General features: G+C 73.5%; 23 protein-coding genes and 1 pseudogene. 10 read left to right on the top strand and 14 right to left on the bottom strand.

All coding sequences use genetic code 11. The annotated features are described in order from the left end of the window. Positions 1-99 precede the first annotated feature (99 nt). Complete coding sequence (nucS, locus tag ACZ501_RS09360; RefSeq protein ID WP_361598937.1) at positions 100-771, bottom strand: endonuclease NucS; 672 nt, start codon at positions 769-771, stop codon at positions 100-102. 220 nt (positions 772-991) lie between these two features. Here nucS and ACZ501_RS09365 point away from each other — a divergent pair, with 220 nt between their 5' ends. After that, complete coding sequence (locus ACZ501_RS09365) at positions 992-1,384, top strand: SCO5389 family protein (RefSeq protein WP_361598940.1); 393 nt, start codon at positions 992-994, stop codon at positions 1,382-1,384. Positions 1,385-1,465: 81 nt separating this feature from the next. Here the strand turns inward: ACZ501_RS09365 and ACZ501_RS09370 are convergent, their stop codons facing one another. After that, positions 1,466-2,497: an LLM class flavin-dependent oxidoreductase gene (locus tag ACZ501_RS09370; RefSeq protein ID WP_468793843.1), complete on the bottom strand. Its 1,032-nt coding sequence runs from the start codon at positions 2,495-2,497 to the stop codon at positions 1,466-1,468. A gap of 247 nt (positions 2,498-2,744) precedes the next feature. Here ACZ501_RS09370 and ACZ501_RS09375 point away from each other — a divergent pair, with 247 nt between their 5' ends. After that, positions 2,745-3,071, top strand: a complete 327-nt coding sequence (locus tag ACZ501_RS09375) for an ATP/GTP-binding protein (RefSeq protein ID WP_361598943.1) — start codon at positions 2,745-2,747, stop codon at positions 3,069-3,071. A gap of 14 nt (positions 3,072-3,085) precedes the next feature. Here the strand turns inward: ACZ501_RS09375 and ACZ501_RS09380 are convergent, their stop codons facing one another. From ACZ501_RS09380 to mce, 7 genes are all read right to left on the bottom strand, one after another. Continuing rightward, positions 3,086-3,940 carry an ABC transporter permease gene (locus ACZ501_RS09380; RefSeq protein ID WP_361598946.1) on the bottom strand — a complete coding sequence of 285 codons (855 nt, stop codon included), beginning with the start codon at positions 3,938-3,940 and terminating at the stop codon, positions 3,086-3,088. Beyond that, positions 3,937-5,106: an ABC transporter ATP-binding protein gene (locus ACZ501_RS09385; RefSeq protein ID WP_361598949.1), complete on the bottom strand. Its 1,170-nt coding sequence runs from the start codon at positions 5,104-5,106 to the stop codon at positions 3,937-3,939. The genes ACZ501_RS09380 and ACZ501_RS09385 overlap by 4 nt, the downstream gene beginning before the upstream one ends. Positions 5,107-5,268: 162 nt before the next feature. Next, on the bottom strand, positions 5,269-6,045 hold the full coding sequence (locus ACZ501_RS09390) for an ABC transporter permease (RefSeq protein ID WP_361598952.1): 777 nt from the start codon (positions 6,043-6,045) through the stop codon (positions 5,269-5,271). Between the two features lie 2 nt (positions 6,046-6,047). Continuing rightward, positions 6,048-7,031 (bottom strand): ABC transporter ATP-binding protein, encoded by a 984-nt coding sequence (locus ACZ501_RS09395; protein WP_468793604.1) that lies wholly within the window; start codon positions 7,029-7,031, stop codon positions 6,048-6,050. A 113-nt stretch (positions 7,032-7,144) separates the two neighbouring features. Beyond that, positions 7,145-8,083, bottom strand: coding sequence for a coiled-coil domain-containing protein (locus ACZ501_RS09400; protein ID WP_361598958.1), 939 nt, complete (start codon positions 8,081-8,083; stop codon positions 7,145-7,147). A gap of 193 nt (positions 8,084-8,276) precedes the next feature. Next, positions 8,277-12,866, bottom strand: a complete 4,590-nt coding sequence (scy, locus tag ACZ501_RS09405) for a polarized growth protein Scy (RefSeq protein WP_468793607.1) — start codon at positions 12,864-12,866, stop codon at positions 8,277-8,279. A gap of 276 nt (positions 12,867-13,142) precedes the next feature. Further along, a complete protein-coding gene (mce, locus tag ACZ501_RS09410) occupies positions 13,143-13,586 on the bottom strand; it encodes a methylmalonyl-CoA epimerase (protein ID WP_361598964.1) in 444 nt (147 codons plus the stop codon). Between the two features lie 137 nt (positions 13,587-13,723). Here mce and ACZ501_RS09415 point away from each other — a divergent pair, with 137 nt between their 5' ends. Together ACZ501_RS09415 and meaB are read left to right on the top strand one after the other, a co-directional pair. Continuing rightward, positions 13,724-14,926: an acetyl-CoA C-acetyltransferase gene (locus ACZ501_RS09415; RefSeq protein WP_361598967.1), complete on the top strand. Its 1,203-nt coding sequence runs from the start codon at positions 13,724-13,726 to the stop codon at positions 14,924-14,926. Between the two features lie 8 nt (positions 14,927-14,934). Then, positions 14,935-15,897, top strand: a complete 963-nt coding sequence (meaB, locus tag ACZ501_RS09420; protein ID WP_468793610.1) for a methylmalonyl Co-A mutase-associated GTPase MeaB — start codon at positions 14,935-14,937, stop codon at positions 15,895-15,897. An 87-nt stretch (positions 15,898-15,984) separates the two neighbouring features. Here meaB and ACZ501_RS09425 read toward each other — a convergent pair whose 3' ends face one another. From ACZ501_RS09425 to ACZ501_RS09440, 4 genes are all read right to left on the bottom strand, one after another. Then, on the bottom strand, positions 15,985-16,461 hold the full coding sequence (locus ACZ501_RS09425; protein ID WP_361598997.1) for a MarR family winged helix-turn-helix transcriptional regulator: 477 nt from the start codon (positions 16,459-16,461) through the stop codon (positions 15,985-15,987). 85 nt (positions 16,462-16,546) lie between these two features. Then, on the bottom strand, positions 16,547-17,350 hold the full coding sequence (locus tag ACZ501_RS09430) for an AIM24 family protein (RefSeq protein ID WP_361599000.1): 804 nt from the start codon (positions 17,348-17,350) through the stop codon (positions 16,547-16,549). Between the two features lie 11 nt (positions 17,351-17,361). Then, complete coding sequence (locus ACZ501_RS09435) at positions 17,362-18,012, bottom strand: AIM24 family protein (RefSeq protein ID WP_362461602.1); 651 nt, start codon at positions 18,010-18,012, stop codon at positions 17,362-17,364. Then, a complete protein-coding gene (locus ACZ501_RS09440) occupies positions 18,012-18,650 on the bottom strand; it encodes an AIM24 family protein (protein WP_361598976.1) in 639 nt (212 codons plus the stop codon). The genes ACZ501_RS09435 and ACZ501_RS09440 overlap by 1 nt, the downstream gene beginning before the upstream one ends. A gap of 161 nt (positions 18,651-18,811) precedes the next feature. Between ACZ501_RS09440 and ACZ501_RS09445 the strand changes: the two genes are divergently transcribed. The 5 genes and pseudogenes from ACZ501_RS09445 to ACZ501_RS09465 all read left to right on the top strand — a co-directional run bounded on the left by ACZ501_RS09445 (position 18,812) and on the right by ACZ501_RS09465 (position 21,646). Then, the gene (locus ACZ501_RS09445; protein WP_361598979.1) at positions 18,812-19,156 is read left to right on the top strand and encodes a DUF3817 domain-containing protein; all 345 of its coding nucleotides are present in this window, start codon (positions 18,812-18,814) and stop codon (positions 19,154-19,156) included. Next, a complete protein-coding gene (locus tag ACZ501_RS09450; protein ID WP_361598982.1) occupies positions 19,153-19,449 on the top strand; it encodes an MTH1187 family thiamine-binding protein in 297 nt (98 codons plus the stop codon). The genes ACZ501_RS09445 and ACZ501_RS09450 overlap by 4 nt, the downstream gene beginning before the upstream one ends. Before the next feature lie 193 nt (positions 19,450-19,642). Then, a pseudogene (locus ACZ501_RS09455) lies at positions 19,643-20,340 on the top strand (hypothetical protein). After that, positions 20,337-21,017 (top strand): DUF4166 domain-containing protein, encoded by a 681-nt coding sequence (locus ACZ501_RS09460; RefSeq protein ID WP_468793613.1) that lies wholly within the window; start codon positions 20,337-20,339, stop codon positions 21,015-21,017. Before ACZ501_RS09455 ends, ACZ501_RS09460 begins: the two are co-directional and overlap by 4 nt. Further along, the gene (locus ACZ501_RS09465; RefSeq protein WP_468793616.1) at positions 21,014-21,646 is read left to right on the top strand and encodes a TetR/AcrR family transcriptional regulator; all 633 of its coding nucleotides are present in this window, start codon (positions 21,014-21,016) and stop codon (positions 21,644-21,646) included. The genes ACZ501_RS09460 and ACZ501_RS09465 overlap by 4 nt, the downstream gene beginning before the upstream one ends. Positions 21,647-21,953: 307 nt before the next feature. Here the strand turns inward: ACZ501_RS09465 and ACZ501_RS09470 are convergent, their stop codons facing one another. Next, entirely contained in the window at positions 21,954-22,955 is a 1,002-nt protein-coding gene (locus ACZ501_RS09470; RefSeq protein ID WP_468793619.1) for a DUF5937 family protein, read from the bottom strand. 153 nt (positions 22,956-23,108) lie between these two features. Between ACZ501_RS09470 and ACZ501_RS09475 the strand changes: the two genes are divergently transcribed. After that, positions 23,109-24,512: an MFS transporter gene (locus ACZ501_RS09475; RefSeq protein WP_468793622.1), complete on the top strand. Its 1,404-nt coding sequence runs from the start codon at positions 23,109-23,111 to the stop codon at positions 24,510-24,512. The last annotated feature ends 14 nt before the right edge of the window (positions 24,513-24,526 follow it).

Raw genomic sequence — 24,526 nt, forward strand, 5'->3', positions numbered from 1 at the left:
CCGCGGGGAGGGGCAGGCCCCGCGCAGCGGACGCGTACGACAACGGTCCCCCGAGCCGGAGTTCGGGGGACCGGGGCGGCGACGAGCCGTTCGAAGGGATCAGAACAGGCGGAGCTTGTCGTCCTCGATGCCGCGCAGGGCGTCGTAGTCGAGGACCACGCAGTCCATCCCCCGGTCGTGCGCCAGCACCCGCGCCTGCGGCTTGATCTCCTGCGCCGCGAACACGCCCCGCACCGGCGACAGGTGCGGGTCGCGGTTCAGCAGCTCCAGGTACCGGGTCAGCTGCTCGACGCCGTCGATCTCCCCGCGCCGCTTGATCTCCACCGCCACCGTCGCGCCGGAGGCGTCCCGGCACAGGATGTCGACCGGCCCGATCGCCGTCATGTACTCGCGCCGGATCAGCGTGTAGCCCTCGCCCAGCGTGTCGATGCGGTCGGCGAGCAGCTCCTGGAGGTGCGCCTCGACGCCGTCCTTGATGAGGCCCGGGTCGGTGCCCAGCTCGTGGGAGGAGTCGTGGAGGACTTCCTCCATGGTGATGATGAGCTTCTCGCCCGCCTTGTTGACCACGGTCCAGACGTTCGCCTCGTCCCCGCTCCCCTCCTTGAGGGTGCACGGAGGCGACATCCAGTTGAGCGGTTTGTACGCCCGGTCGTCCGCGTGGATCGAGACACTGCCGTCGGCCTTCACGAGGATCAGACGGGGTGCCGAGGGCAGATGGGCGGTGAGCCGGCCCGCGTAGTCGACGGAGCAGCGGGCAATGACGAGACGCATGGTCGGCAACGCTACTCGACCGACGGGCCTCCACGCGATTCGCCCCTGAAAGCCCCGTTCGCCGATGGCGCGTTGTATGCGCATTCTCCTGGTGCGGCACCCGGTGGGCGCCTACCGTGGTGAGCGGGAGGTTGTCGAGCGTGCACGCTGCGTCGCCGCCTCCCTCCCTGCCCGTAGGACTCCGCCAGCCCAAACTGCCGGGGTCACGAGAGGAGAACCCATGTCGCTCGACGTCTCACCGGCCCTACTCGAACAGGCCGAGCGAGGCGAGGTCGACGAAGCCGCCTTCGTCGACTGCGTCCGGACCTCCCTGCCCTTCGCATGGGAGATGATCAGCTCGTTGGTGGCCCAGCTGGAGGTTGAGGGCGGAGAGTTCGCCGACAACCAGACGCCGCCGCCGGACGAGCAGGCGCGCGGGCAGCTGCTGCGCGCGCTCGCGAGTGACGCGATACGCGGTGCGCTGCAGCGGCACTTCGGGGTGCGCCTGGCATTCCAGAACTGTCACCGGCTGGCGGTGTTCCCGCTGGATTCCTCGGTGGACGACCGGCTGGCCAAGTTCACGTCGATCCGCGGCCAGCTGCTCAACCAGTCCCCGGAACTTCGGGACTGCTAGCAGGACCGGTACTGCGCTGCCGCTCCGTGTCGCGGGAGGTGCGACTGACACAGGAGCGGCAGCCCCAGGCCCCGTCCGGGGTCACACCAGCAGGGGAAGGACCTCCGCGCCGAGGCGTTTGACGTTGTCCTCCGTGGCGGCGAGGTCGCCCGAGCCCTCCGTCAGCAGGGCGAAGCGGGTGATGCCCGTCCGCTCCGCGGTCGCCGCCAGCCTGTCCGCGGCCACTGCGGGGCTCCCCACCGGGTGCAGCGAGCACAGCAGTTCCGTGTAGGCGTGCGGGTCGCGCATCGTGCGCCGTCGGCCGTCCACCGTCACGTGGGCGTCCAGGCCCTGGCGGAACCAGCCCGGCATCGCCTTCAGCAGGGTCTCGCGGGCGTCGGCCGTGCGGTCGGCCAGCTGGCAGACCCCGGCCGACACGTGCCCCGCCGCACGCACCAGCTCGGGCGGGTGGCCGTGCTCCAGCGCGGTACGCCGCCACAGCGCGACCTGCTCGGCCTTCTCCTCGTCCCCGCAGTGCATGCCCAGCAGCATCGGCAGTCCGCGCTCCGCGGCCAGCCGCACCGACGCCGGGGAGGTGCAGGCGACGATCACTTCCGGCCCTGTCCCGTCGCCGTCCAGCGCGTGGGCCGGGCTCGGTACGACGGGCACCTCCCGGAAGGCGTGCCGCGCGCTGGCCGCCCCCACCCGGGGCTCGGCCAGCCAGCGCCGGAGCAGGTCCAGGTCCTCGGGGAAGCCCTCCTCGTACGCCTCCAGCCCGGCCCCGAACACCTCCAGGTCGACCCACGGCCCGCCGCGCCCCACCCCGAGGGTGAACCGGCCGCCGGAGGTGACGTGCAGCAGGGCCGCCTGCTCCCCGAGGGCCACCGGATGCGTGTTCGGCAGCACGCTGACCGCCGTGCCCACGCGCAGCCGCCGGGTCCGGCCGAGCAGCAGGGCCGCCAGGGTCACCGCCGACGGGCAGACCCCGTACGGGACGAAGTGGTGCTCGGCGAGCCAGACGGAGTCCAGCCCCGCCTCCTCGGCCACCTCGGCGGTCCGCACCGCCCGGTGCAGCGCCTCCCCCTGCCCCTGGCCCGGGAACTGGGCCGCCAGTACAAACGCTCCTACGCGCATCATCGCCCTTAGCCTCCTCGCGGCTGACGCGGCCTCCCCCAGGTGGACCGACTCGTTGATGGCATCAACGTCTGCTGGCAACAACGTCTGACACGTGCCAAAGGCACGGCCTGACAGGAAAGTTATTGAGATTGTCGGGCCAGTTCCCACGGGAGGCGGGCCTCCACCAGCCACCCTGCGGGTACCCGGGTTCGCTGCGCGTAGTCTGGGAGAAAGTCACCGTCCCCCGCCCCTTCGTGAGGTATACGTGTCACCGCGCCACAACCGCCCCCGGGGCGGCGAGACTCCGGACGAACGACCCGGCGCCGGCTTCGACCGGTTCGGGCTGGAGCGCACCGAGGAGTACCTGGGCGAAGAGTGGAAGGTCCGGCAGGTCGCGGGGGCCGCCGCGGCGGGCAAGCGCTACCGCTGCCCGGGCTGCGACCAGGAGATCCCCTCGGGTACCCCGCACGTGGTGGCGTGGCCCGAGTACGGCGGAGTGGACGACCGGCGGCACTGGCACAAGGCCTGCTGGAACGCGAAGGACCGCCGCACCTCCAAGGTGCAGCGGTCCCGCAACGCGCCCCGCTACTAGGCGGCTGTGGGAAGTCAGACGTCGCGGCGGCGGACCACGGCGTACGAGGCGGCCACCGCTCCCGCCGTGAGCGCGACCAGCAGCAGCAGCTGGGCCGTCGCGCTGGGGGCTGCCTGCCCCTCCATGTCGACGCCCTGCAGCCCGAAGAGCTGGATCAGGCCCACCGGGGCGTTGTAGCGCAGCACCAGCCCGCCGACACCCGAGGTGGCCGGCCAGGCGGTCAGTATCGCCCCGAGCACCGGCGGCATGGTCACCACGCCGAGCATGACCGCGATCCCGCCCGCCGAGTGCCGTACGAGCGCACCGACCGCGAGGGCGAGGAGGCCCAGCAGGGTCACGTACAGGGAGCCGGCCAGCGCGCCCGCCCACTCGCGCGAGCCGTGCGCCCCGGCGGCGGGCCCGCCGTGCAGCAGGGCGGCCCAGAGGCCGACGAACGCCACCGAGCACAGCGTGACGGCGAACGCGACCGCGCCGAACACCAGGTACTTCGCGGTGAGCACGCGCAGCCGCTCGGGCGCGGCGGTGAAGGTGGTGCGGATCAGGCCGGTGCCGTACTCGGAGGAGATCGTCAGCACGCCGAGCACGATCACGCTCACCTGGCCGGCCATCAGGCCGAAGAGGGCGGGACCGGTGAAGGGGATGTTCTCGTAGTCGCGGGCCGAGGTCTGCAGGACGGCGACCATGCCGACGCCGACGACCAGGACCACGAGGGAGCCCAGCGTCCACAGGGTGGAGCGCACCGAGGTCAGCTTGGTCCACTCCGAGGCCACGGCGTGGCCCAGGTGCGGCCGCGGCGTGGGCAGCGGCGAGCTGTACGTCCCCGGCTGCTCCGCGCTCACCGCGGGCGGGCCGGCGGGGGTGGGGGTCATCGGGGGTCCTCGGGGATGGTCGTGGCCGCGCCCGCGAGGTCGGCCGGCGCGGTGTCGGAGCTGTCGTCGGGGGTGGCCCGGGCGAGGTCCGCCGCGCTCCCCGGCATCAGGAAGGGCCTCCCGGACCCGGGCGGCGGAGGGGCGTAGAAACTCGCGGCGGCCTCGGCGGGGACGGCGGCAGCCTCCTCCGCCTCCTCCCACTCCGGCACGGTCAGCGGCTCGGGCTCCCACAGCTCGGCGCGGGGGTCCTCGGTGGAGGTGTACTCGACGGACGACTGGGTCATCCGCATGTAGGCCTCCTCCAGCGAGGCCCGGTGCGGGGACAGCTCCCACAGCCGCACGCCGGCCTCATGCGCGACGTCGCTGACGCGGGGCAGCTCCAGCCCGGTGACGCGCAGCGCCCCGTCCGGCTCCTGGAGGACCCGGCCGCCGGCCTTCGTCAGCGCGGCGCCCAGGGTCCGGCGCCCCGCGGGGTCCCCGCCGGCGGCGCGCACCCGCGCGAATCCGGCCGAATTGTGCGTGATGAAGTCCTGGGTGCTCATGTCGGCCAGCAGCCGGCCCCGGCCGATCACGATCAGGTGGTCGGCGGTCAGCGCCATCTCGCTCATCAGGTGCGAGGAGACGAAGACGGTGCGGCCCTCGGAGGCCAGCCGCCGCATGAGGTTGCGGACCCAGAGGATGCCCTCGGGGTCGAGGCCGTTGACCGGCTCGTCGAAGAGCAGCACCTGCGGGTCGCCGAGCAGGGCGGCCGCGATGCCGAGCCGCTGGCCCATGCCGAGCGAGAAGCCCTTCGCACGCTGGCGGGCGGCGTCCTTGAGGCCGACCACGCCGAGGACCTCGTCCACCCGCTTCTCGGGGATCCCCGAGAGCTGGGCGATGGCCAGCAGGTGCGTACGGGCCTTGCGGCCGCCGTGCACGGCCTTGGCGTCGAGCAGGGCGCCGACGTGCCGCTGGGCGTTCGGCAGCTCCCGGAAGGGGAGGCCGTTGATGGTGACGCGGCCCGAGGTGGGCCGGTCCAGGCCGAGGATCATGCGCATGGTGGTGGACTTGCCGGAGCCGTTGGGCCCCAGGAAGCCCGTGACGTGACCCGGCTTGACCTGGAAGGACAACCGGTCGACGGCGGTCTTGGCGCCGAAGCGCTTGGTCAGGCCGACTGCCTCGATCATCCTTCTGCCCCTTGCCCGCCGGGACGGCTCTCGCCCGCGTACGCCTTAAGAGGATATCGAGGCCCCCGTGGTTCCCTCCCGGGCCGGATCCCTGAGCTGCCCCTGAGATCCGACCCGGGGATGTCCCGTAGTACGCGGGACGTCCGTCTCACGACGGACCTGTCAGGCGTCCCGCTTCACCAGCGTGAGGTATCCGCCGGCCACCGCGGCCAGCGACCACAGCGCCATGATCCCGAGTCCGCCCCACGGGCCGTAGGGCACGTCCTGGCCGTCCGCGGAGGCGGACACGGTCTGCATGATCGCGGATCCGGCCTGGCTGGGCAGGTAGGAGGCGATCTTGCGGGTCGCGTCGACCACGCTGAGGACGATGGGCAGGATCAGGACGAACGTGATCAGGAGCGAGATCGAGGCGGCCGAGTTCCGCAGCATCATCGACGCGCCGATGGCGAACGCGGCGAGCAGTGCCAGGTACAGGCCGACGCCGGTCACCGCGCGCAGGACGTTCTCCCCGCCCAGTCCGGTGCCGTGGTCGCCGAGGAGGGCCTGGCCGAGGAAGAAGGACAGGAAGCCGGTGGCCAGGCCGACCACCAGGGCCAGGGCGGTCGCCACGGTCAGCTTGCCCAGCAGCAGGGCGCCGCGGCGGGGCACGGCCGCGAGGGAGGTGCGGATCATGCCGGTGCCGTACTCGCTGCCGACCACCATCGCGCCGAAGACGAGCACCGCCAGCTGGCCCAGGAGCATGCCGGAGAAGCTCATCTGCGTGGCGTCGAAGGTGACCCGTGCCGTCTCCGGCATGTCGTCGAAGGTCGCGTTGACGACCGCGCACAGCCCGGCGCCGATGGCGACGGTGACCAGCAGGGCGGTGGCGAGGGTCCAGCTGGTGGAGGCGACGGTACGGATCTTGGTCCACTCGGACCGGAGGACTGCGGCGTAGGCCATGGTCACTCGCCGCCCTTGCGGCCGGTCTCGACGCCCGTGCCCCACGCGGGACCCGCCGGCGCGGGTACGGGGGCGCCGGGCGCGTGGGCGTGGTACTCGACTGAGTCCGCCGTCATGCGCATGAACGCTTCCTCCAGTGACGCCCGTTGCGGGCTGAGTTCGTGCAGCACGATCCGGTGCTGCGCGGCCAGTTCGCCGAGCCGCTCGGGCCCGACCCCGTCGATCTCCAGTACGCCGGTGGCGGGCACGCTGATCGCGTCGATCCCGGCCTCGTGCAGCACGTCCTTGAGCCGTTCCTGCTGCGGTGAGCGCAGCCGTACGTAACTGCGGGAGTTCTGTTGGATGAAATCGGCCATCGACAAGTCGGCGAGGAGCTTTCCCCGTCCGATGACGATCAAATGGTCCGCGGTCAGGGCCATTTCGCTCATCAAGTGGGAGGACACGAAGATCGTTCTTCCTTCCGAGGCCAGGCCCTTCATGAGATTGCGGATCCAGAGAATTCCCTCCGGGTCCAGACCATTGACCGGTTCGTCGAACATCAGGATCTCCGGATCACCCAGCAGCGCGGCGGCGATTCCCAGCCGCTGGCCCATTCCGAGCGAAAATCCTTTCGACTTCTTCCCCGCCACCGCCGTCAGGCCGACCAGATCCAGCACTTCGTCCACCCGCCGCCGCGGGATCCGGTTCGACTGGGCCAGGCAGAGAAGGTTGTTGTAGGCGCTTCTCCCGCCGTGCATCGCCTTCGCGTCGAGCAGCGCCCCGATGTGCTTCAGCGGTTCCGGCATCTCCCGGTAGTGCTTCCCGTTGATGCGGACCGTCCCGCTGGTGGGCCTGTCGAGGTCGAGCATCATGCGCATGGTCGTCGACTTGCCCGCCCCGTTGGGGCCGAGGAAGCCGGTCACCATCCCCGGTCTGACCCGGAAGTCGAGATGGTCCACTGCGGTCTTCGCGCCGAATCGTTTCGTGAGGCCCTCGAGCTCGATCATGCGGCCACGCTAGAACGGCCAGGGGCCGTACGCCACCTCAAGAAGGCGGTGTACGGCCCCTGATGTGCCGGATCCGCTGCCCGTGCGCGGACCGCGGCGTACGCGTGGGCGTACTAGCGGCTCTGCTGCGCCGGGACGCCCCGGCTCACCGGCTCGTCGTCGATCGGGGAGCCGGCGGCCGCCACGGCCGCGCCCGTCAGCGTCGCCAGCATCTCGCGGACGTTCGTCAGCTGGGCGTTGATGGAGTCGCGGCGGTTGGTCAGCGCCGCCAGCTCGCGCTCGGACTCGCTGCGGATGCGGTCCGCCTTGGCGTTGGCGTCGGCGACGATGTCCTCGGCCTGACGCTGCGCGGTCTCCACCGTCTGGCGGGCGCGGCGCTCGGCGTCCGTACGGAGCTTCTCGGCCTCCAGGCGCAGCTGTTCGGCGCGGTGCTCGATCTCGGCGAGGCGCTTCTCCGCCTTCTGCTGACGCGAGGCCAGGTCGCGCTCGGACTGCTCGCGGCGCTTGGCCAGGTTGGTCTCGAAGTCCGCGGCGGCCTGGGCGGCCTTGGCGCGGGTCTCCTCGAACAGGGCGTCGGCCTCCTCGCGCTTGGAGGCCGCGTCCTTCTGGGCCTCGGCGCGCAGGGTGGCGGCGTCGCCCTTGGCCTTCTCGACGATGCGGACGCCCTCGTCCTCCGCCTTCGACTTGCGGTCGGCCGCGAACGACTCGGCGTCGTTGCGGACCTGCTGGGCAGCGGACTCGGCCAGCTCACGGTGCTGCTCGGCCGCGCGACGGGCCTCCTCGCGCAGGTCCTTCGCCTCCTCCTCGGCCAGCCGCAGGATCTTCTCGACCCGGGCGCCGAGACCGGCGTACGACGGCTCCGCGTCGCTCACCTGGGCCTGGGCGTTCTGCGTCTCGAGGTGCAGCTCCTCGATCCGCTTTTCCAGAGAGTTGATACGTCCAAGGGCGCTGTCGCGGTCGGAGACCAGCTTGGTAATGCGGTCGTCCACCTGACCGCGGTCGTAACCACGCCGCACGAGCTCGAAGCCGAAGGGGGAGGAAGTGTCGCTCATGGGGTTCCTGTCGAATGAGACCGATGAGGTGCTACGTGAGGTGTTAAGGGGAATCCTAGGCGCCCGGGCGGCGTGTCATCGAGTCAATCCGGGTTTGCCCTGGACAATGACACCCCTTTTGAGTGGCAAGGCGACGGAATGCTTGTCACTCCTTCGCCTGACCTCCCTCAGAAGCACACATCCTGTGTTCTGACTACCCCTCTGACGCCTTACCACCCGAACGAGTGGAACCCGCTGTTGCGCCGGCCTTCACGCCCCCCGCGCCCTGACCACCCACAACGGGCTTTCCGCCACCCGAAGGTGCCTCGAATGATTCCAACGCCTCAAGAACGTCCTGGACACGGGAGATCTCCGCCTGAATGTCCTCGCGCCTGCGCACCAGCACCTCGAGCTCACGACGGCCCTCCTCGACCAGCCGCTCCGCCTCCGCCTTCGCCTCCGCGAGGGCGCTCTCGGCCTGCCGGGCCAGCTCCGCCTTCTTCTGCTCGGCCTCCTTCAGCAGCGTCTCGGCCTTGCGCACGGCCGCGATGCGGACCTTGCTCGCCTCGCTGCTCGCGTCCGACACCAGCGCCTTGGCCTTCGCCTCCGCCTCCGCGCTCTGCTCGGTCGCCGCGCGGACCAGCTTGTCCACGCGCTCGCCGGCCGACTTCATCTGCTCGGCCGACTCCCGGCGGGCGCGCTCGTGCAGCTCCTCCACCTCGGACTCGACGCGGGCCCGCAGCTCCTCCGCCCGCTCCCTTATGGCGGCCGCGTCCGTACGCGCCCCCACCAGCAGCTCGTCCGCGTCCGTACGGGCCTTCTCCACCGTGGAGTTGCCCTCGACGGTCGCCTCCGACGTGATGCGCGCCGCCTCCTTGCGGGCGGCGTCGACCATCGCGTCGGCCTGCTCCTCGGCCGCCGTGGTGGCGGCCAGCGCCTGCCGGGCCGCCTCCGACGTGAGCTTGTCGGCCTCGGCCGCGGCCTCCGTGATGAGCCGGTCCACCTGTTCCGCGGCCTCGGTACGGCGCTTGTTGGCCTCCTCGCGGGCCTCGTCCAGCAGCCGCTCGGACTCCGTACGGGCCTCCGTGCGGGTGCGCTCCGCCTCGGTGGCCGCCTCCGCCTTGACCCGTTCCGCCTCGGACCGGGTGCGCGTCGCGTGCTCCTGCGCCGAGGCCAGCGCCTCGGCCGCCTCCGCGCGCAGCCGCTCCGCCTCGGCGGCCGCCTCGCCGACCGTGCGCTCGTTGTCCCGGCGGGTCTGCTCGGTGAGCTTGTCCGCCTCGGACGCCGCCTCGGTGATGAGCCGGTCCGCCTGCTCCGCGGCCTCGGTGCGCAGCCGGTTGCCCTCGGCGCGCGCCTCGTCCAGCGTCTGCTCGGCGTCCCGCTCGGCCGTGGCCAGCGTCTCGTTCGCCGCGGCCGTGACGCGCTCCGCCTCGGCGGTCGCCTCGCCGATGATCCGGCCGCCCTCCGCACGGGCCTCGTCCAGGGTCCGCGCCGCCTCCGCGACGAGCCGGTCGGCCTCGGCCGCGGCCTCGCCGACCGTACGCTCGTTGGCCGCGCGGGTCTCCTCGATGAGCCGGTCGCCCTCCGCGCGGGAGTCCACCAGGATCCGCGCCGAGTCCCGCTCGGCGGCGGCCAGGGTGTCGGCCGCCTGCGCCTTCAGGGCCTCCGCACGCGCCCGGCCCTCCTCCAGGACCCGCGCCGCCTCGGCCGTCAGCCGCTCGGCCTCCGCCACCGCCTCGCCGACCATGGCGGCGTTCGCCGCACGGGTCTCCTCGGTGAGGCGCTCCGCCTCGGACGCCGCCTCGGTGATGAGCCGGTCCGCCTGCTCCGCGGCCTCGCTGCGCAGCCGGTTGGCCTCCGCGCGCGCCTCGTCCAGGGTGCCCGCGGCCTCGGCCCGGGCGGCTTCCGCCGCCTCGGCGGCCTCCGCGGTGAGCCGCTCGGCCTCCGCCTGGGCGTCGCCGACGGTGGCGGCGTTCGCGGCCAGGGTCTCCTCGGTGAGCCGCTCGGCCTCCGCCTGCGCCTCGGCCACGATCCGGGAGCCCTCGGCGCGCGAGGCCTCCAGGGACTCCGCCGCCTCGCCGCGGATCCGGTTCGCGTCCTCCCGGGCGTCCGCCCGGGTCCGCGCCGCGTCGCGCTCGGACGCCGCCAGGGCGTCCGTCGCCTCCGTGCGCACCCGCTGCGCGTACTCGGCCGTGTCGGCCCGCAGCTGCTCGGCCTCGGCGATCGCGTCGCCGACGGTCCGTGCCGCGAGTTCCTTCGCCGCGTCCGTCTCGACGCGGGCCTCGCTGCGCACGCGTGCCGCGTCCTCGGCCGCGCGGTCGCGCTCCGCGTGGGCGTCGGCGCGGACCCGATCCGCCTCCTCCTCCGCCTCGGTGCGCGTACGCTCCGCCGCGTGCTCGGCCGCGCTGCGCAGCCCGGCGATCTCCTCCTCGGCCTGCTCGTGCAGCCCGGCCACGGCGTCCCGCACCTGCTGGGCGGTGGCCTCCGCCGCCGCGACCAGCTCCGCCGCCCGGCGCTCCGCCTCCTCGGTGAGGCGGGCCGCCTCGGCCTGCGCCTCCTCCGAGCGCTTGCGGGCCTGCGCCAGCAGCTCCTCGTTCTGCTCACGGGCCTGCGCCCGCTCGTTGCCGGCCTCCGTCCGGGCCGCCGACAGGGTCTCCTCGGCCTCCCGGCGGCGCCGCGCGGCCTCCTCCTGGGCGGCGGCCAGCGCCTCCGCGGCCTCCGCGGCGACCCGTTCGGCCGCCGCCTTCGCCTCGGCGCGCAGCCGGTCCGCGGTCTCCTGCGCCTCGGTGCGCACCCGCTCCGACTCGGCCTCCGCCTCGGCGCGCATCCGTACGGAGACCAGCTCGGCCTCCGCGCGGACCCGGCCCGCGTCCTGCGCGGCCTCGGAGCGCAGCTGCTCGGCCTCCGCCTCGGACTGGGCCTGGAGGGTGCGGATCCGCTCCGCCGACTCGGCGCGCAGCCGGTCGTTCTCCTCGGTGGTCTCCTTGCGGATGTTCTCCGCCGCCAGGCGGGACTCGCGCAGCGTCTGCTCGGCCGACGCCAGCCGGGCCTCGGCGTCCGACTGCAGCCGGGCCAGCTCGGCTTCGGCCTCCGCACGCCTGGCCGCCAGGGCCTGCTCGGTCTCCTCGCGGCGCGCCCGTACGGCGGCGTCCGTCTCGGCGGTCAGGGCCTCGGCCTGCTCCTGCGCCTCCGCCCGCAGCCGTTCGGCCTCCGCGCGGGTGCGCTCCAGGGTCTCCTCGGCCTGCCGGCGCAGGGTGGTGGCCCGCTCGACGGCCTCGGCGCGGACCCGCTCGCTCTCCGCGCCGGCCCCGGCGCGCAGTTCGTCCGCGTCCGACTTGGCCTTGCCCAGCAGCTCCTCGGCGGTGCGGGCCGCCTCCTCGATCTGCTGCACCGCCTCGCGGCGGGCCTCCCCGCGGATCCGCTCGCCCTCGGCGACGGCCTCCGCGCGCAGCTGCTCGGCCTCGCCGCGCAGCCGCCGCGCCTCCTCCTGGAGTTCGACGGTGCGGGCCCGGTACTCCTCGGTGTCGTCCTTCGCGGCGCCCTTGAGCTCGGCGGCCGTGGCCGCCGCCTGGGCGCGCAGCCGCTCGGCCTCGGCCTCCGCCTCGCGGCGGATCCGCTCGGCCTCCTCGGAGGCGGCGCGGGTCGTCGCCCGGGCGTCCTCCGAAGCCTTGTTCAGCACGTCCTCGGCGGTGCGGGCCGCCTTCGCCAGCTGCGCCGCCGTGTCCTCGGCGGCGGCCGTACGGGCCTGCTCGCCGGCTTCCGTACGCAGCCGCTCCGCCTCGGCGCGGGCATCGGCCAGCGCGTGCTCGGCCTCGGCCTTGAGGGCCTCGGCCTCCTTCGTGGCCTCGCCGACCAGCCGGGCGACCTGCTCCTTCGCGGTGCGGGTGCGCTGGTCGTTGACGGACTCCGCCGAGGCGAGCTGCCGGGCGGCGCTCTCCTTGGCCTCCGCGAGCAGCTTCTCCGCCTCCGCGCGGGCCGCGCGCAGGGCCCCGTCGGCCTCCTGCACCCGCGCCTCGGCCACCCGGCCGAGGTCCATGGTCTGCTGCCGGGTCTGCTCGGCCTCGGCGGTGGTGGTGGTGCGCAGCCGCTCGGCGTGCTCGGTGGCCTCCTGGGCCTGCGCGGACGCGGCGGCCAGCAGCCGTTCGGCCTCCTTGCGGGCGCGCAGCAGCGCCTGCTCGGCCTCGGCGCGCGCGGCCTCGGCGTCGGCGGCGAGCCGGCGGCGGGCCTCCTCGGCGGTCCGGGCGGCCTCGGCGCGGGCGGCGTTCAGCGCCTGCTCGGCCTCGGCGCGGGACTCCTCCAGGAGCCGGCGGGCCTGGGCCTCCGTACGGGCGCGCAGCTGCTCGGCCCAGGCGACGTTCTCGTTGACGTGCGCCTCGACCGTCTGGCGGCGCTCGTTGAGCTCCTGGTCCAGGCGCTGGCGGCGGTTGACGGCCTCGGCGTGCAGCTCGGCCTGGAGCCGCGCCTGGTGCTCGGCGTGCTCCTGGAGGATCCGCTGGGTCTGCGCCCGGGCGTCGCGCAGCTCGCGCTCGGCGTCGGACCGCATCTGGTCGGCCTGCACCTGGGCGTTGCGCAGCAGCTGCTCCGCCTGATATCCCATGTCCGCGCCGTCGTAGGCGGGCCGGGAGGCGAGCGCGCGGCGCACCTCATGCAGTTTGGCGCGCAGCACCTCGACCTGGTACCCGAGGTCCTCGGCGTGCTGGACGGCCTTCCCGCGCTCCTTCTTCAGCCGCTCCATCTCGGCTTCGAAGCGCGAGAGATGGTCGGCTTCGGCCTGATGGCTCTCCTGGCTTTCGTAGCCCCGCACAGCGCGGTCCCATCCGTCCCCTGGTCGCAAGCTCACTCCCAAATGAGCATCGCTCGCCCGCTGAACGACGCCCCCGGGGAATGGTGTCAGATGTCGGGGCAGGGCTTGCAGGCCCCGACCCCGTTCCGCACCGAACCCCGGCCGAGCCATGGCCACTCTACCGGCCGGGGAATGGGGACATCAGTGCGCTGTTGTCGGGCCGCCTCCGTCCGGGCGGCTGGACGGGCACGGCGCACTCCGGCCGGCGGTGCGCCGTGCCCCCAATCCCCGGGCGCGTCAGTGGGCGGCGGTCGACTGCTCGGGGTTGCTCGTGACCAGCTCGGTGAGGACCCCGTGGCAGTCCTTGGGGTGCAGGAAGGTGATCCGGGAGCCCATGGAGCCGATGCGGGGCTCGTCGTAGAGGACGCGGACGCCCTTGCCGCGGATGGCCTCGGCGTCGCCGTCGACGTCCGCCGTGCCGAAGGCGATGTGGTGCACGCCCTCGCCGTTCTTGGCCAGCCACTTGCCCACCGCGGAGTCCTCGCGGGTGGGCTCCAGGAGCTGGAGGTAGGAGGCGCCGCCGTCGGAGGTCTCGTTGATCTTGAGCATGGCCTCGCGGACACCCTGCTCCTCGTTGACCTCGGAGTGGAAGACCTCGAACCCGTACGTGGCACGGTAGAACTCGACGGTCTTGTCCAGGTCGAAGCAGGCGATCCCGATGTGGTCGATTCTTGTCAGCATGGGACCAGTGCACCGCCGAGGAGGGTCGTCACGCAACGTGCCAGCGATCACACCGACTGCCCGGTGACTGGGCGGGTACCGCTCAGTACATTCGGGTAAACCCTCGTTCACTCCTCATCCTCAAGGGGCTGTGCCTCATGTCCGGAACGAACAACACCACCTCAGTGATCGTCGCCGGGGCCCGCACGCCCATGGGGCGGCTGCTCGGCTCGCTGAAGTCCTTCTCGGGCGCCGACCTCGGCGGCTTCGCCATCAAGTCCGCCCTGGAGCGGGCCGGGATCTCCGGCGACCAGGTCCAGTACGTGATCATGGGCCAGGTGCTCCAGGCCGGCGCGGGCCAGATCCCCGCCCGCCAGGCGGCCGTCAAGGCCGGCATCCCCATGAACGTGCCGGCGCTGACCATCAACAAGGTGTGCCTGTCCGGCCTCGACGCGATCGCGCTGGCCGACCAGCTCATCCGCGCCGGCGAGTTCGACATCGTGGTCGCGGGCGGCCAGGAGTCGATGACGAACGCCCCGCACCTGCTGCCGAAGTCCCGTGAGGGCTACAAGTACGGCGCGATCGAGATGCTCGACGCGATGGCCTACGACGGCCTCACCGACGCCTTCGAGAACATCGCGATGGGCGAGTCCACGGAGAAGCACAACACCCGCCTGGGCATCGAGCGCGCCCCGCAGGACGAGTTCGCCGCCGCCTCCCACCAGCGGGCCGCCGCCGCGCAGAAGAACGGCGTCTTCGAGGCCGAGATCACCCCGGTCGAGATCCCGCAGCGCAAGGGCGAGCCGGTGGTCTTCGCCGCCGACGAGGGCATCCGCCCCGAGACCACGGCCGAGTCGCTGGGCAAGCTGCGTCCGGCGTTCGCCAAGGACGGCACCATCACCGCCGGCACCTCCTCGCAGATCTCCGACGGCGCCGCCGCCGTCGTCGTGATGAGCAAGGCGAAGGCCGAGGAGCTGGGCCTGGAGTGGCTGGCCGAGATCGGCGCCCACGGCAACGTGGCCGGCCCCGACAACTCGCTCCAGTCGCAGCCTTCGAACGCCATCCTGCACGCCCTGAAGAAGGACGGCCTGGAGGTCTCCGACCTGGACCTCATCGAGATCAACGAGGCCTTCGCGGCGGTCGCCGTGCAGTCAATGAAGGACCTCGGCGTGACCCCGGAAAAGGTGAACGTCAACGGCGGCGCGATCGCCCTGGGCCACCCCATCGGCATGTCCGGCGCCCGCGTGGTGCTGCACCTGGCGCTTGAGCTCAAGCGCCGCGGCGGCGGGACCGGTGCGGCGGCCCTGTGCGGCGGCGGCGGCCAGGGCGACGCCCTCGTGATCCGCGTCCCGAAGGCGTAGGCGCGCGCATGGCGACGGTGGACGTCCCCACGCTGGTGGCACAGGCCCGCGAGGGCCGGCCGCGGGCCGTGGCCCGGCTGATCTCACTGGTCGAGGGGGCGTCCCCGCACCTGCGCGAGGTGATGGCCGCCCTGGCCCCGCTGACCGGCGGCGCGTACGTGGTCGGGCTGACCGGCTCCCCGGGGGTCGGCAAGTCGACCTCGACCTCGGCCCTGGTCTCCGCCTACCGCAGCGCCGGCAAGCGCGTCGGCGTGCTCGCGGTGGACCCGTCCTCGCCCTTCTCGGGCGGGGCGCTGCTCGGCGACCGGGTCCGGATGTCGGACCACGCCTCCGATCCCGGGGTCTACATCCGCTCCATGGCCACCCGAGGGCACCTGGGCGGGCTCGCCTGGGCGGCGCCGCAGGCGATCCGGGTGCTGGACGCGGCCGGCTGCGACGTGATCCTGGTCGAGACGGTCGGGGTCGGGCAGTCCGAGGTGGAGATCGCCTCGCAGGCGGACACCTCGGTGGTGCTGCTGGCTCCGGGCATGGGCGACGGGATCCAGGCCGCGAAGGCCGGGATCCTCGAGATCGGCGACGTGTACGTGGTGAACAAGGCCGACCGGGACGGTGCGGACGCCACCGCCCGGGAGCTGAACCACATGCTGGGCCTGGGCGAGAGCCGGGGCCCCGGCGACTGGCGGCCGCCGATCGTCAAGACGGTCGCGGCCCGCGGGCAGGGCATCGACGAGCTCGTCGAGGCGCTGGAGAAGCACCGGGCGTGGATGGACGAGCGCGGGGTGCTGGCCGAGCGCCGGGCCGCGCGGGCGGCCCGGGAGGTGGAGACCATCGCGATCACCGAGCTGCGGGGGCGCCTGGCCGACCTCCGCGGGGACGCGCACCTGGGCGCGCTGGCGGCCCGGGTGGCCGCCGGTGAGCTGGACCCGTACGCGGCCGCGGACGCGCTGCTGGAGAGCCTGACGGAGGGCTGACCGGCGGCCCGGCCCCGACGGCCGGCCGGACACGGGAAAGGGCGGGGAGCCTCGGCTCCCCGCCCTTTCCTCGTCGTCGCGGTGCGCTCAGATCTTGCCGCGGTTGCCGCGCAGGTGCTCCGCGACGGGGCGCAGCGACTCCCGCAGCGCCTGCAGGGCCTCCGGGGGCAGCAGGTCGATGAAGTGCTCGCGCACGGACGCCACGTGGTGCGGGGCGACCTTGCGCATGGTCTCCATGCCCTCGTCCGTGAGGACCGCGTACAGGCCGCGGCGGTCGGACTCGCAGTTCACCCGGCGGACCAGGCCCGCGCTCTCCATGCGGGTGATCTGGTGGGAGAGCCGGCTCTTGGACTGGAGCGTGGCGGTGGCCAGGTCGCTCATGCGCATCCGCAGGCCTTCCGACTCCGAGAGGTTCACGAGGATCTCGTAGTCGTTGTTGGTGAGTCCGAAGGGCTGGAGATCCTTTTCCAACTGGTGCATCAGCAGTCTGCTGACGTCCAGGTGGGTGCGCCAGGCGCACTGTTCGGCGTCGGTTAGCCAGCGGGTGGCCGTCTCGGTCTCCATCGTCTCCATGAAAGAACTCTACCTAAGAAGTTGAATTACGTACAAAAATAGGAAGATCGGTCCGGGCGGGACCGGCCGGGGTGCCTCACAGTCCGAAGCGCCGCTGGAGATCACCCAGCTGCCCGGGCATCCGCGGCACGCCCAGCTGCCCCAGCGGACCCTGGCCCGCCCCCGGGACGCCCTGGGCGTTGCCCGTGGCCGCCCCGGCGCCCACCGCGCCGACCGCCTGCTCGGCCATCAGCAGCTCCGTCGACTGCAGCAGCACCGTGCCCGCGCCGACGAACTCGAACTGGTGCTCCTCGCCCGAGGTGCCGCCGATGCCGGTCAGCGAGCGCAGCCCGCCCATCACGCCGGACATGTAGCCGTGGTCGTAGTGGTGGCAGGGGGAGGGGCAGTCCGCCCAGCCCACCAGCGCCTGCGGGTCCACGCGCAGCGGCGGCTCCATGAACACCACCGGTCCGTTGGACGCCGCCACGAACTTCCCGGTTCCGATCAAGGTCAGGAACCCCGGGACGATCGACTGCTTGAGGGCCAGCGAGGGCTCGTACGCCAGCAGGTTCCCCGACCGGATGGTCAGGTTGCCGTTGTCCAGGTCGTACGAGTTCACGTCGAAGGCGCGGTCGGCCAGCAGCATCTTGCCCTGGCCCTCCGCCACCACCCAGTCGCTCGCGTGCAGCGGCGAGTGGAAGCTCGTGCGCAGCAGGCGGTCGAAGCGGCCGTTGCCGATGCCGTTGAACTCGATCCGCCCGTAGTAGGCGATCATCTTGCCCTTCTGCAGGAACCACTGGCTCCCCTTGAGCTCCACGCAGAAGGTGTACGCGTTCACGTTGTCGTCGGAGGGCAGGCTGTGCGGGTCGAACACCGTCGGGCCGCCCGGGCCCGGGGTCACGGGGCCAAAGTTCACAGCTTCTCCTCCGAGGCCTGTACGAACACGGCGCCCTGGCCGGACAGCTCCAGCTGGAACGCCTCGCCCGAACCGCGCCCCACCATGTCCCGCCAGCCGAGCGCGGTGGAGAGCTTGTTCCTGACGTCCCCGTGGTGCGCCACGTACGCCTGCGGGTCGACGTGGACGGGCCGGTTCGGGGTGATGGGGAGCTCGATGACTCCGCCGTGGGCCATCACGGCGACGGAGCCGTGGCCCTTGAGGGTGGTGGTGAACAGTCCCTGTCCGGTCACCTGGCCGCGCACCATGCCCATGACCCCGCCCTGTGATCCCATGAACATCGTGCCCTGCTGGAGGGTGCCGTCGAAGGCGAGCAGCCGGTCGGCCTCCACGTAGAGGGTCTCGCCGGTCAGGCTGATCACCTGGATATGGTGGCCGCCGTGGCCGAACATCACGGTGCCGCTGCCCTCGACCGTCATCAGCGGGGTCTGCTCGTTCGCCACCCGGCGGCCGATCATGCCCATGACGCCGCCCTGGCCGCCGGTGATGCTCGGGGTGAAGGAGACCTCGCCGCGGTAGGCGAGCATCGCGCCGCGCTGGCTGTACATCTTCTGGCCGGGGACCACCTGGGCCTCGACCATCTTCGAGTTGACCTCGCGGAACGGCATCAGACGTCACCCCCGACGGTGTTGCGCTCGCTGGGCTGGACGTACACCAGGCCCTCACCCTCGAAGCGGATCTGGAACGCCTCGCCGGAGCCCTCGCCGATCAGGGTGCGGAAGGTGATCCCCGACTGGAAGGACTGCTGGAGGTTGCCGGTGTGGGCGATGTACGCGCCCGGGTCGACCGACAGCGGGTACTGGGCGCTGACGCGCAGCACCACCGCCGGGCCGTCGGACATGATCGCCGCCTGGCCGGACCCCTCGACGGTCGTCGTGAAGAGCCCGTTGCCCGTGGTGGCGCCGCGCAGACCGGTGAAGGTCGTCCCGGTGCGCAGGGCGGCGTCGGTGCACAGCAGGTTGCTGGACTCCACGTAGAGCTTCTCGCCGCGGAGGCTGACGAGGTTGATCTCGCTCGCGCGGTCGGCGAAGTAGCAGGTGCCGTGCCCCTGCACCTCCATCACGGTCATCTGTTCGCCGGTCAGCCGGCGGGTCACCATCCCGCGGAGGCCTTCGCCGCCGCCGGTCATCTTCTTGAAGGCCATCTGGCCGTCGTACGCGACCATGGCGCCGTTCTTCGCTTTCACGGCGTCACCGGTCAGGTCGACGGCGAGCACCTTGCTGCCTTGGAGTCGGAACTGAGCCACGGAGACGAAGGTATCGGCAGCGGGCGGGGACGAACAGGGCCCCGTGGCCGGTATACGCCACAATCACCGTTCTTCGGTGGATCCGGGACCCCGCCGGAAGATCGCGGACGGCGGCTGAGACACTGGCGGGGACCCCCGGCCTCCAGCCCCGAAGGTTCCACGTGGACATCAAGACCGCTTCCGCCCTGCACCGGCTGCGCCTCATCTCCGTTCCGGAGGCGCTGTCGTTCCCGGCCCTGCTGATCTTCGGCTCGCTGCTGAGCCGGATCTCGGACATCGACTACCTGATGATGCCGCTGGGCATCCTGCACGGGATCCTGTTCGTCATCTACGCGGTCTTCCTGCTGGACGTCTGGAACAAGGCGAAGTGGCCGGTCAAGAAGGTCGCCCTGTTCTTCGTGCTGGCACTGCTGCCCTTCGGCGGCCTGTACGGCGACAAGCTCCTCAAGCGCGACGAGACCGACAGCGTCATCGCCGCCCGCGCGCGCCAGGCGGCGGACGCGTGATCGTCGCGTTCTCGGTCACCCCGCTGGGGGTCGGCGAGGAGGTCGGTGCATACGTGGCCGACGCGGTCCGCGTCGTGCGCGAGTCCGGGCTGCCGAACCGCACCGACGCCATGTTCACGACCATCGAGGGCGAGTGGGACGAGGTGATGGACGTGGTGCGGCGCGCGGTGGCCGCCGTGGAGGCACGGGCTCCCCGGGTGTCCTTCATCCTCAAGGCCGATGTCCGCCCCGGCGTCACCGACGGCATCACCTCGAAGGTCGAGACGGTCGAACGCCACCTCGCCGAGGGCTGAACCGCCCGGCCGCGCCGTTTCCGAAAAGCGCCCCCCGCCCGCCGGCGGGGGGCGCTTTTCGCATGCCCGGGAGCCGCGCGAATGTGACCGGGCTCACCGTCGGGTGGTCGCCCGCGTCATTGAGCGACCGCTCAAAAGCGCCTACCTTTCGTTTTGAGCGACCGCTCAAAACGGCGCACGGGGAGGTGGCCGCGTGGGGCTGTACGTCGAGACGGTGATCCGCACCGGAATGGACGAGCTGTGGGAGCGCAGCCAGGACCCGGCCCAGCACCGGCGGTGGGACCTGAGGTTCACCTCCATCGACCACCTCCCGGGCGCAGAGGGCGAGCCCCAGCGCTTCCGCTACGCCACCCGCCTCCTGCCCTTCGTCTCCGTCGCCGGCACCGGGATCTCTGCCGGTGAACGCCACCGCCCCGACGGATCCCGGGTCTCGGCCCTGCGCTTCGCCTCGGGCCATCCGCTGTCGCTGCTCGCCGAGGGCAGCGGGTACTGGCGCTACGTCCCCGGCCCCGACGGGATCCGCTTCCTCACCGGCTACGACTACCGGCCGCGGTGGGGCCGCTTCGGCGCCCTCGCCGACCGGCTGGTGTTCCGCCCCCTCATGGGCTGGGGACCGCCTGGTCCTTCGACCGGCTGCGGCTGTGGTGCGAACGCGGCACCCCGCCCGGCCGCGCGCTGGCCCGGGCCCTCGCCGAGACCGTCCTGCGGGCGCTGCTCTGCGCCGCCGCCCTGGCGTACGCCCCGCTCGCCGCCGCCCTGCCGGTGCTCGCCGCCGCGCTGCTGCTGCCGCCGCTGCCCGGCACCCCGGCCGCCCGACGCTGCCTGCGCACCCCGCCCGGCCGCGACGCCGCCCCCGCACCCCGTCTGCTGACCACCCTGGAGCCGTCGTGACCTCGATCTTCCGGACCCACATGGGCGCCGATTTCGACCGTCTGCACCCGCAGATCCAGCGCCGCTTCTCCGTCGGCCTGGACAGCGGGGAGGGCTGCGTCGGCCGCGGCACCATGGAGCGGATCTGGCACGGCCACGGCTTCGTCAAGCCCTTCCTCCGGCTCGGCGGGACCCGCAACATCCTGGTCCCGCGCGAAGGGCGGAACGTCCCCTTCGCCATCGAGAACATGCCCTACACCGACTCCTTCGGCCGGGAGACCGTCACCTTCGTCCGCACCTTCCAGCTCCCGGACGGGCCGCGCCGGTTCGACGCCACGATGGTCCACAGCCCCGAGCGCGACTGCGTCCTCGACTACCTGGGCACCCACCAGCACCTCGCCAGCGACCTGCACATGAGCGCCGAGCCCGACGGCTCGCTGCTCATCCGCTCCGGCGAGCACCGTTTCCGCGAGGGCCCGGTCGACGTCCGCGTGCCCGAGCTGATCGGCGGTGACGCGGAGGTGCGCGAGTCCTTCGACGACGCCACCGGCCGGTTCCGGATCCGGGTGCGGGTGGTCAACCGCCGGTTCGGACCGCTCTTCGGGTACGAGGGCTCCTTCACCGCCGAGTACGCCGACGTCCGCGCGCACGGGGTCCGCGAGGGCCTGCGGCCCGTCCGCGAGGAGGCCCGGGCATGAGCGCGGGCACGAAGGAGAAGCTCCTCGAAGGCGCCCTGCGCACGTTGGTCGAGCAGGGCATCGCCAAGGCCTCGGCCCGGACCATCGCGGCCACCGCCGGGGTGGGGCAGGGGCTGATCTTCTACCACTTCGGCTCCGTCGACGAACTGCTCGCCGCCGCCTGCCGGTACGGGGCCGAGCAGCGGGTGGACCGCTACCGCGACCGGCTCGCCGCGCTGGGCAGCCTGCCCGAGCTGCTCGAGTTCGCCCGGCAGATGCACGCAGAGGAACGGGCCGCCGGGTACGTCGCCGTGCTCGGGCAGCTGCTCGCGGCAGGGCAGAACTCGCCCTCCCTGGCGGCGGCGACCGGGGCCGGGCTGGGGCTGTGGATCGAGGAGCTGGAGGCGGTGCTGGGGCGGCTGCTGGCGGCGACCCCGCTGGCCGGCTTCGCCGATCCGGCGGGGCTGGCGCGGGCCACGGCGGCCTCGTTCGTCGGCATCGAGCTGTACGAGGGGGTGGACCCGGAGGGAGCCGGGCGGGCGCTGGACGCGCTGGAGCAGCTGGCCGCGCTGGCCGCCGTCCTGGAGGGGCTGGGGCCGTTCACGCAGCGGGCCGTCCGCCACGGCCTCCGGCGGGGAACCCGGGACTGACCCCCGACTCCGCCGGGGCCGACCGCCCCCGCCCCGGGTCGCAGCCCGCCAGGCCCCGCCGCCGCGCGGGGCTTGCCCCTCCCCGCCCTTCAACCGTTCTCGCCCTTGGTCGCCGGGCGCGGCTCAAGACACGGCGCTACCGCCGCCCGCGCCTCACACGCCGGCGGGCTGAAATCAGCCCCGCCGGCGGTTGGGGCGCGGGTCTGGGCGGAGCCCAGGGAACGGTGGCAGGGCGGGTAGGGGACCGCTCCGCGCAGCGGCCCCCGGGACCGGGACGGCACGGCCCTCCGGCCCGGGGCCGGGTGGGTCAGGCCTGCGGGGCGGACGAGGTGAGGGCGATGCCCAGCGGGGTGCGCTCGTACAGGACCTGGTGGCCCTGGCGGAACGCCAGCAGCAGCCCGGCCGCGCGCAGGGCCTTCAGGTGCGCCGAGACCGTCGAGGGGGCCAGACCCAGGCGGCGGGCCAGGGCCGTCGTCGAGGCGGGCTCGTGCAGGGCGCACAGGACCTCCGCCCGGCCCCGCCCCAGCAGCCCCGCCAGGGCCTGCGGGGCCGGGCCGGCCGCGGCGGTCCACAGCGCGCCGATGCCCCGGGCCGGGTACACCAGCGTCGGCTGCCACGGCGGGTCGTACCCGCCGACCACCTCCGGCCAGACGAAGGCGCTGGGCATCAGCAGCAGCCCCTGCCCGCCCAGCTCCCGGTCGTGGTGGGACGGGCGCTCGATGGTCAGCGTCTGGCTCCCGCCGTGCCACCGCAGGTCCGGGTGGAGCCCCTCGAACAGCGCCTCGAGCCCGCCCGCCGCCAGCCGGCGCGAGTGGAACAGGATGTCGGCCTCCAGCAGGGCCCGCAGCCGGGGCCAGTGCGGGGCGACCAGGGCCTCCCAGGCCCGCTCGTACAGATCCGCCAGCTCCCGCACCGCCCGCGCGGGATCCTCCAGCATCCTGGCCCCGATCGCGCTCTCCAGCGCCCCCGGGGTGCAGGCCAGGGACCGCCGCAGGTCCTCGCGGGCGGCCTCCGGATCACCGGCCGCCGCACGCACCCGGGCCAGCTCCTCCTCGATGGTGACGGACGGGCCGGACGGGGGAGGGCTCAGCAGGTCCGGGTTGTGCCCCTTCGCCGGCATCAGCAGCCACAGCGGCCGCAGGTCCAGGCCGGCCGCGGCGGAGCGGATCCGGCTGAGCCAGGGCAGGTGGTACGCGTGCCGGCGCGGCAGCAGCAGGACCCGTACGGCCTCCGCCGTCTCCCAGCGCGGGGAGATCGCGAACCGGCAGCGGAGCAGGTCGGCAGGCGCGAAGCGGTAGTGGAACCCCATGCGGTCGCCTCCGGCGGGGCTGCGGATTCGGGCGGGAGCGAATCTCTCGGCCGGCCAGCCTAGGGGGTGTCCTGTGGACCGGGCCGGGACCGCGACGCTCCCTGGTCCGGCCCGGTCCCCAAGACGCCCCTGGCCACCGAGAGGCTGCCGCCCATGCCGACCGACCACGGAACCCCCGCCCCCGCCGACCGGGGCGCACCACGGCCCGCACCGGCCGCCCCCGCACCGGCCGCCCCCGCCCCGGCCGCCCCCGCCCCGCCCGCCGCGGACCCGCCGCCCGCGGATCCGGGGCCTGCGGACCTCGCGGCCGGGGCGGTTGCCGCCCGCGCCCGCGGCCGGGCCCGTTCCGCCGCCCCCGGGACGGGCTACCGCCCCGTGTTCCGGGTCCGCGAGTTCCGCGCCGTCTTCGCCGCGCACCTGCTGTCCCTGCTCGGCGTCGTCGTCGCCGAGATCTCCCTCACCGTGCTCGTCTACCGCGCCACCGGCTCCCCGCTGATGAGCGCGCTCACCTTCGCCCTCGGCTTCCTGCCCCACGCCCTCGGCGGCACCCTGCTCGCCCCGCTGGCGGACCGGTACCCGGCCCGGCGGGTGCTCGTCGCGTGCGACCTGCTCTGCGCCGCCTGCGCGGCGGCGATGGTCTGGCCGGGGACGCCCGTCGCGGGGATCCTCGTCCTGCGCTGCGCCATGGCCTTCGTCGCGCCCCTCTTCCAGGGCGCCCGCAGCGCCTCCCTCGCCGACATCCTCGGGACGGGGGAGGAGTTCGTACTCGGCCGCTCGCTGCTGCGCATGGTCGCGCAGAGCGCCCAGCTCGCCGGCTTCGGGCTCGGCGGAGTGCTGCTGGCCTTCATCGCCCCGCGCGGGGCGATCGCGCTGACGGCCGCCGGGTTCCTGGCGTCCGCGCTGCTGCTGCGCGTGGGCACCCGGGCCCGGCCCGCCCGGGCCGTCGCCGCCCGCGAGTCCCCGCTCGCCGGGCTGCGCGCCGTCCTCGGCGGGCGGCGGCTGCGGGCGCTCACCCTGCTGTGCTGGCTGCCGCCCGCCTTCGCCGTCGTGCCCGAGGCGCTGCTCGCCCCGTACACCGCGGGCACGGGGGCCGGGACGGTCACGCTCGGGGTGCTGATGTGCGCGCTGCCCGTGGGCACCGTCGCGGGTGAACTCTGGGCCGGCTCGGCGCTCACCGCGCGAACGCGTGCGCGGATCACGGCCCCCCTGGCGGTGGCCTCCCCGCTCCCGCTGCTGCTGTTCGCCGTCCGCCCCGGACCGGCCGTCGCCCTGGCGGCGCTGCTGGCGGCCGGGCTGGCGCACGCCTACACCCTCGGCCTCGACCGGATGTACCTGGACGCCGTCCCCGATGAGCTGCGCGGACGGGCGATGACCCTGCTGAGCACCGGACTGATGACCTTCCAGGGCATCGGCATGGCCCTGGCCGGGGCCGCCGCCGAGTTCCTGCCGGCGCACACCGTGATCGCCGGCGCCGGCGCGCTCGGCGCGGCGGTGGTCGCGCTGCTCCTCGCCGGGGTCCGGCGGCCGAGGGATGAGACGGGGCTCGCGGCCAAATGACCGCCCGGTAGGGT

The sequence above is a fragment of the Streptomyces sp. NPDC034085 genome (assembly GCF_055575555.1).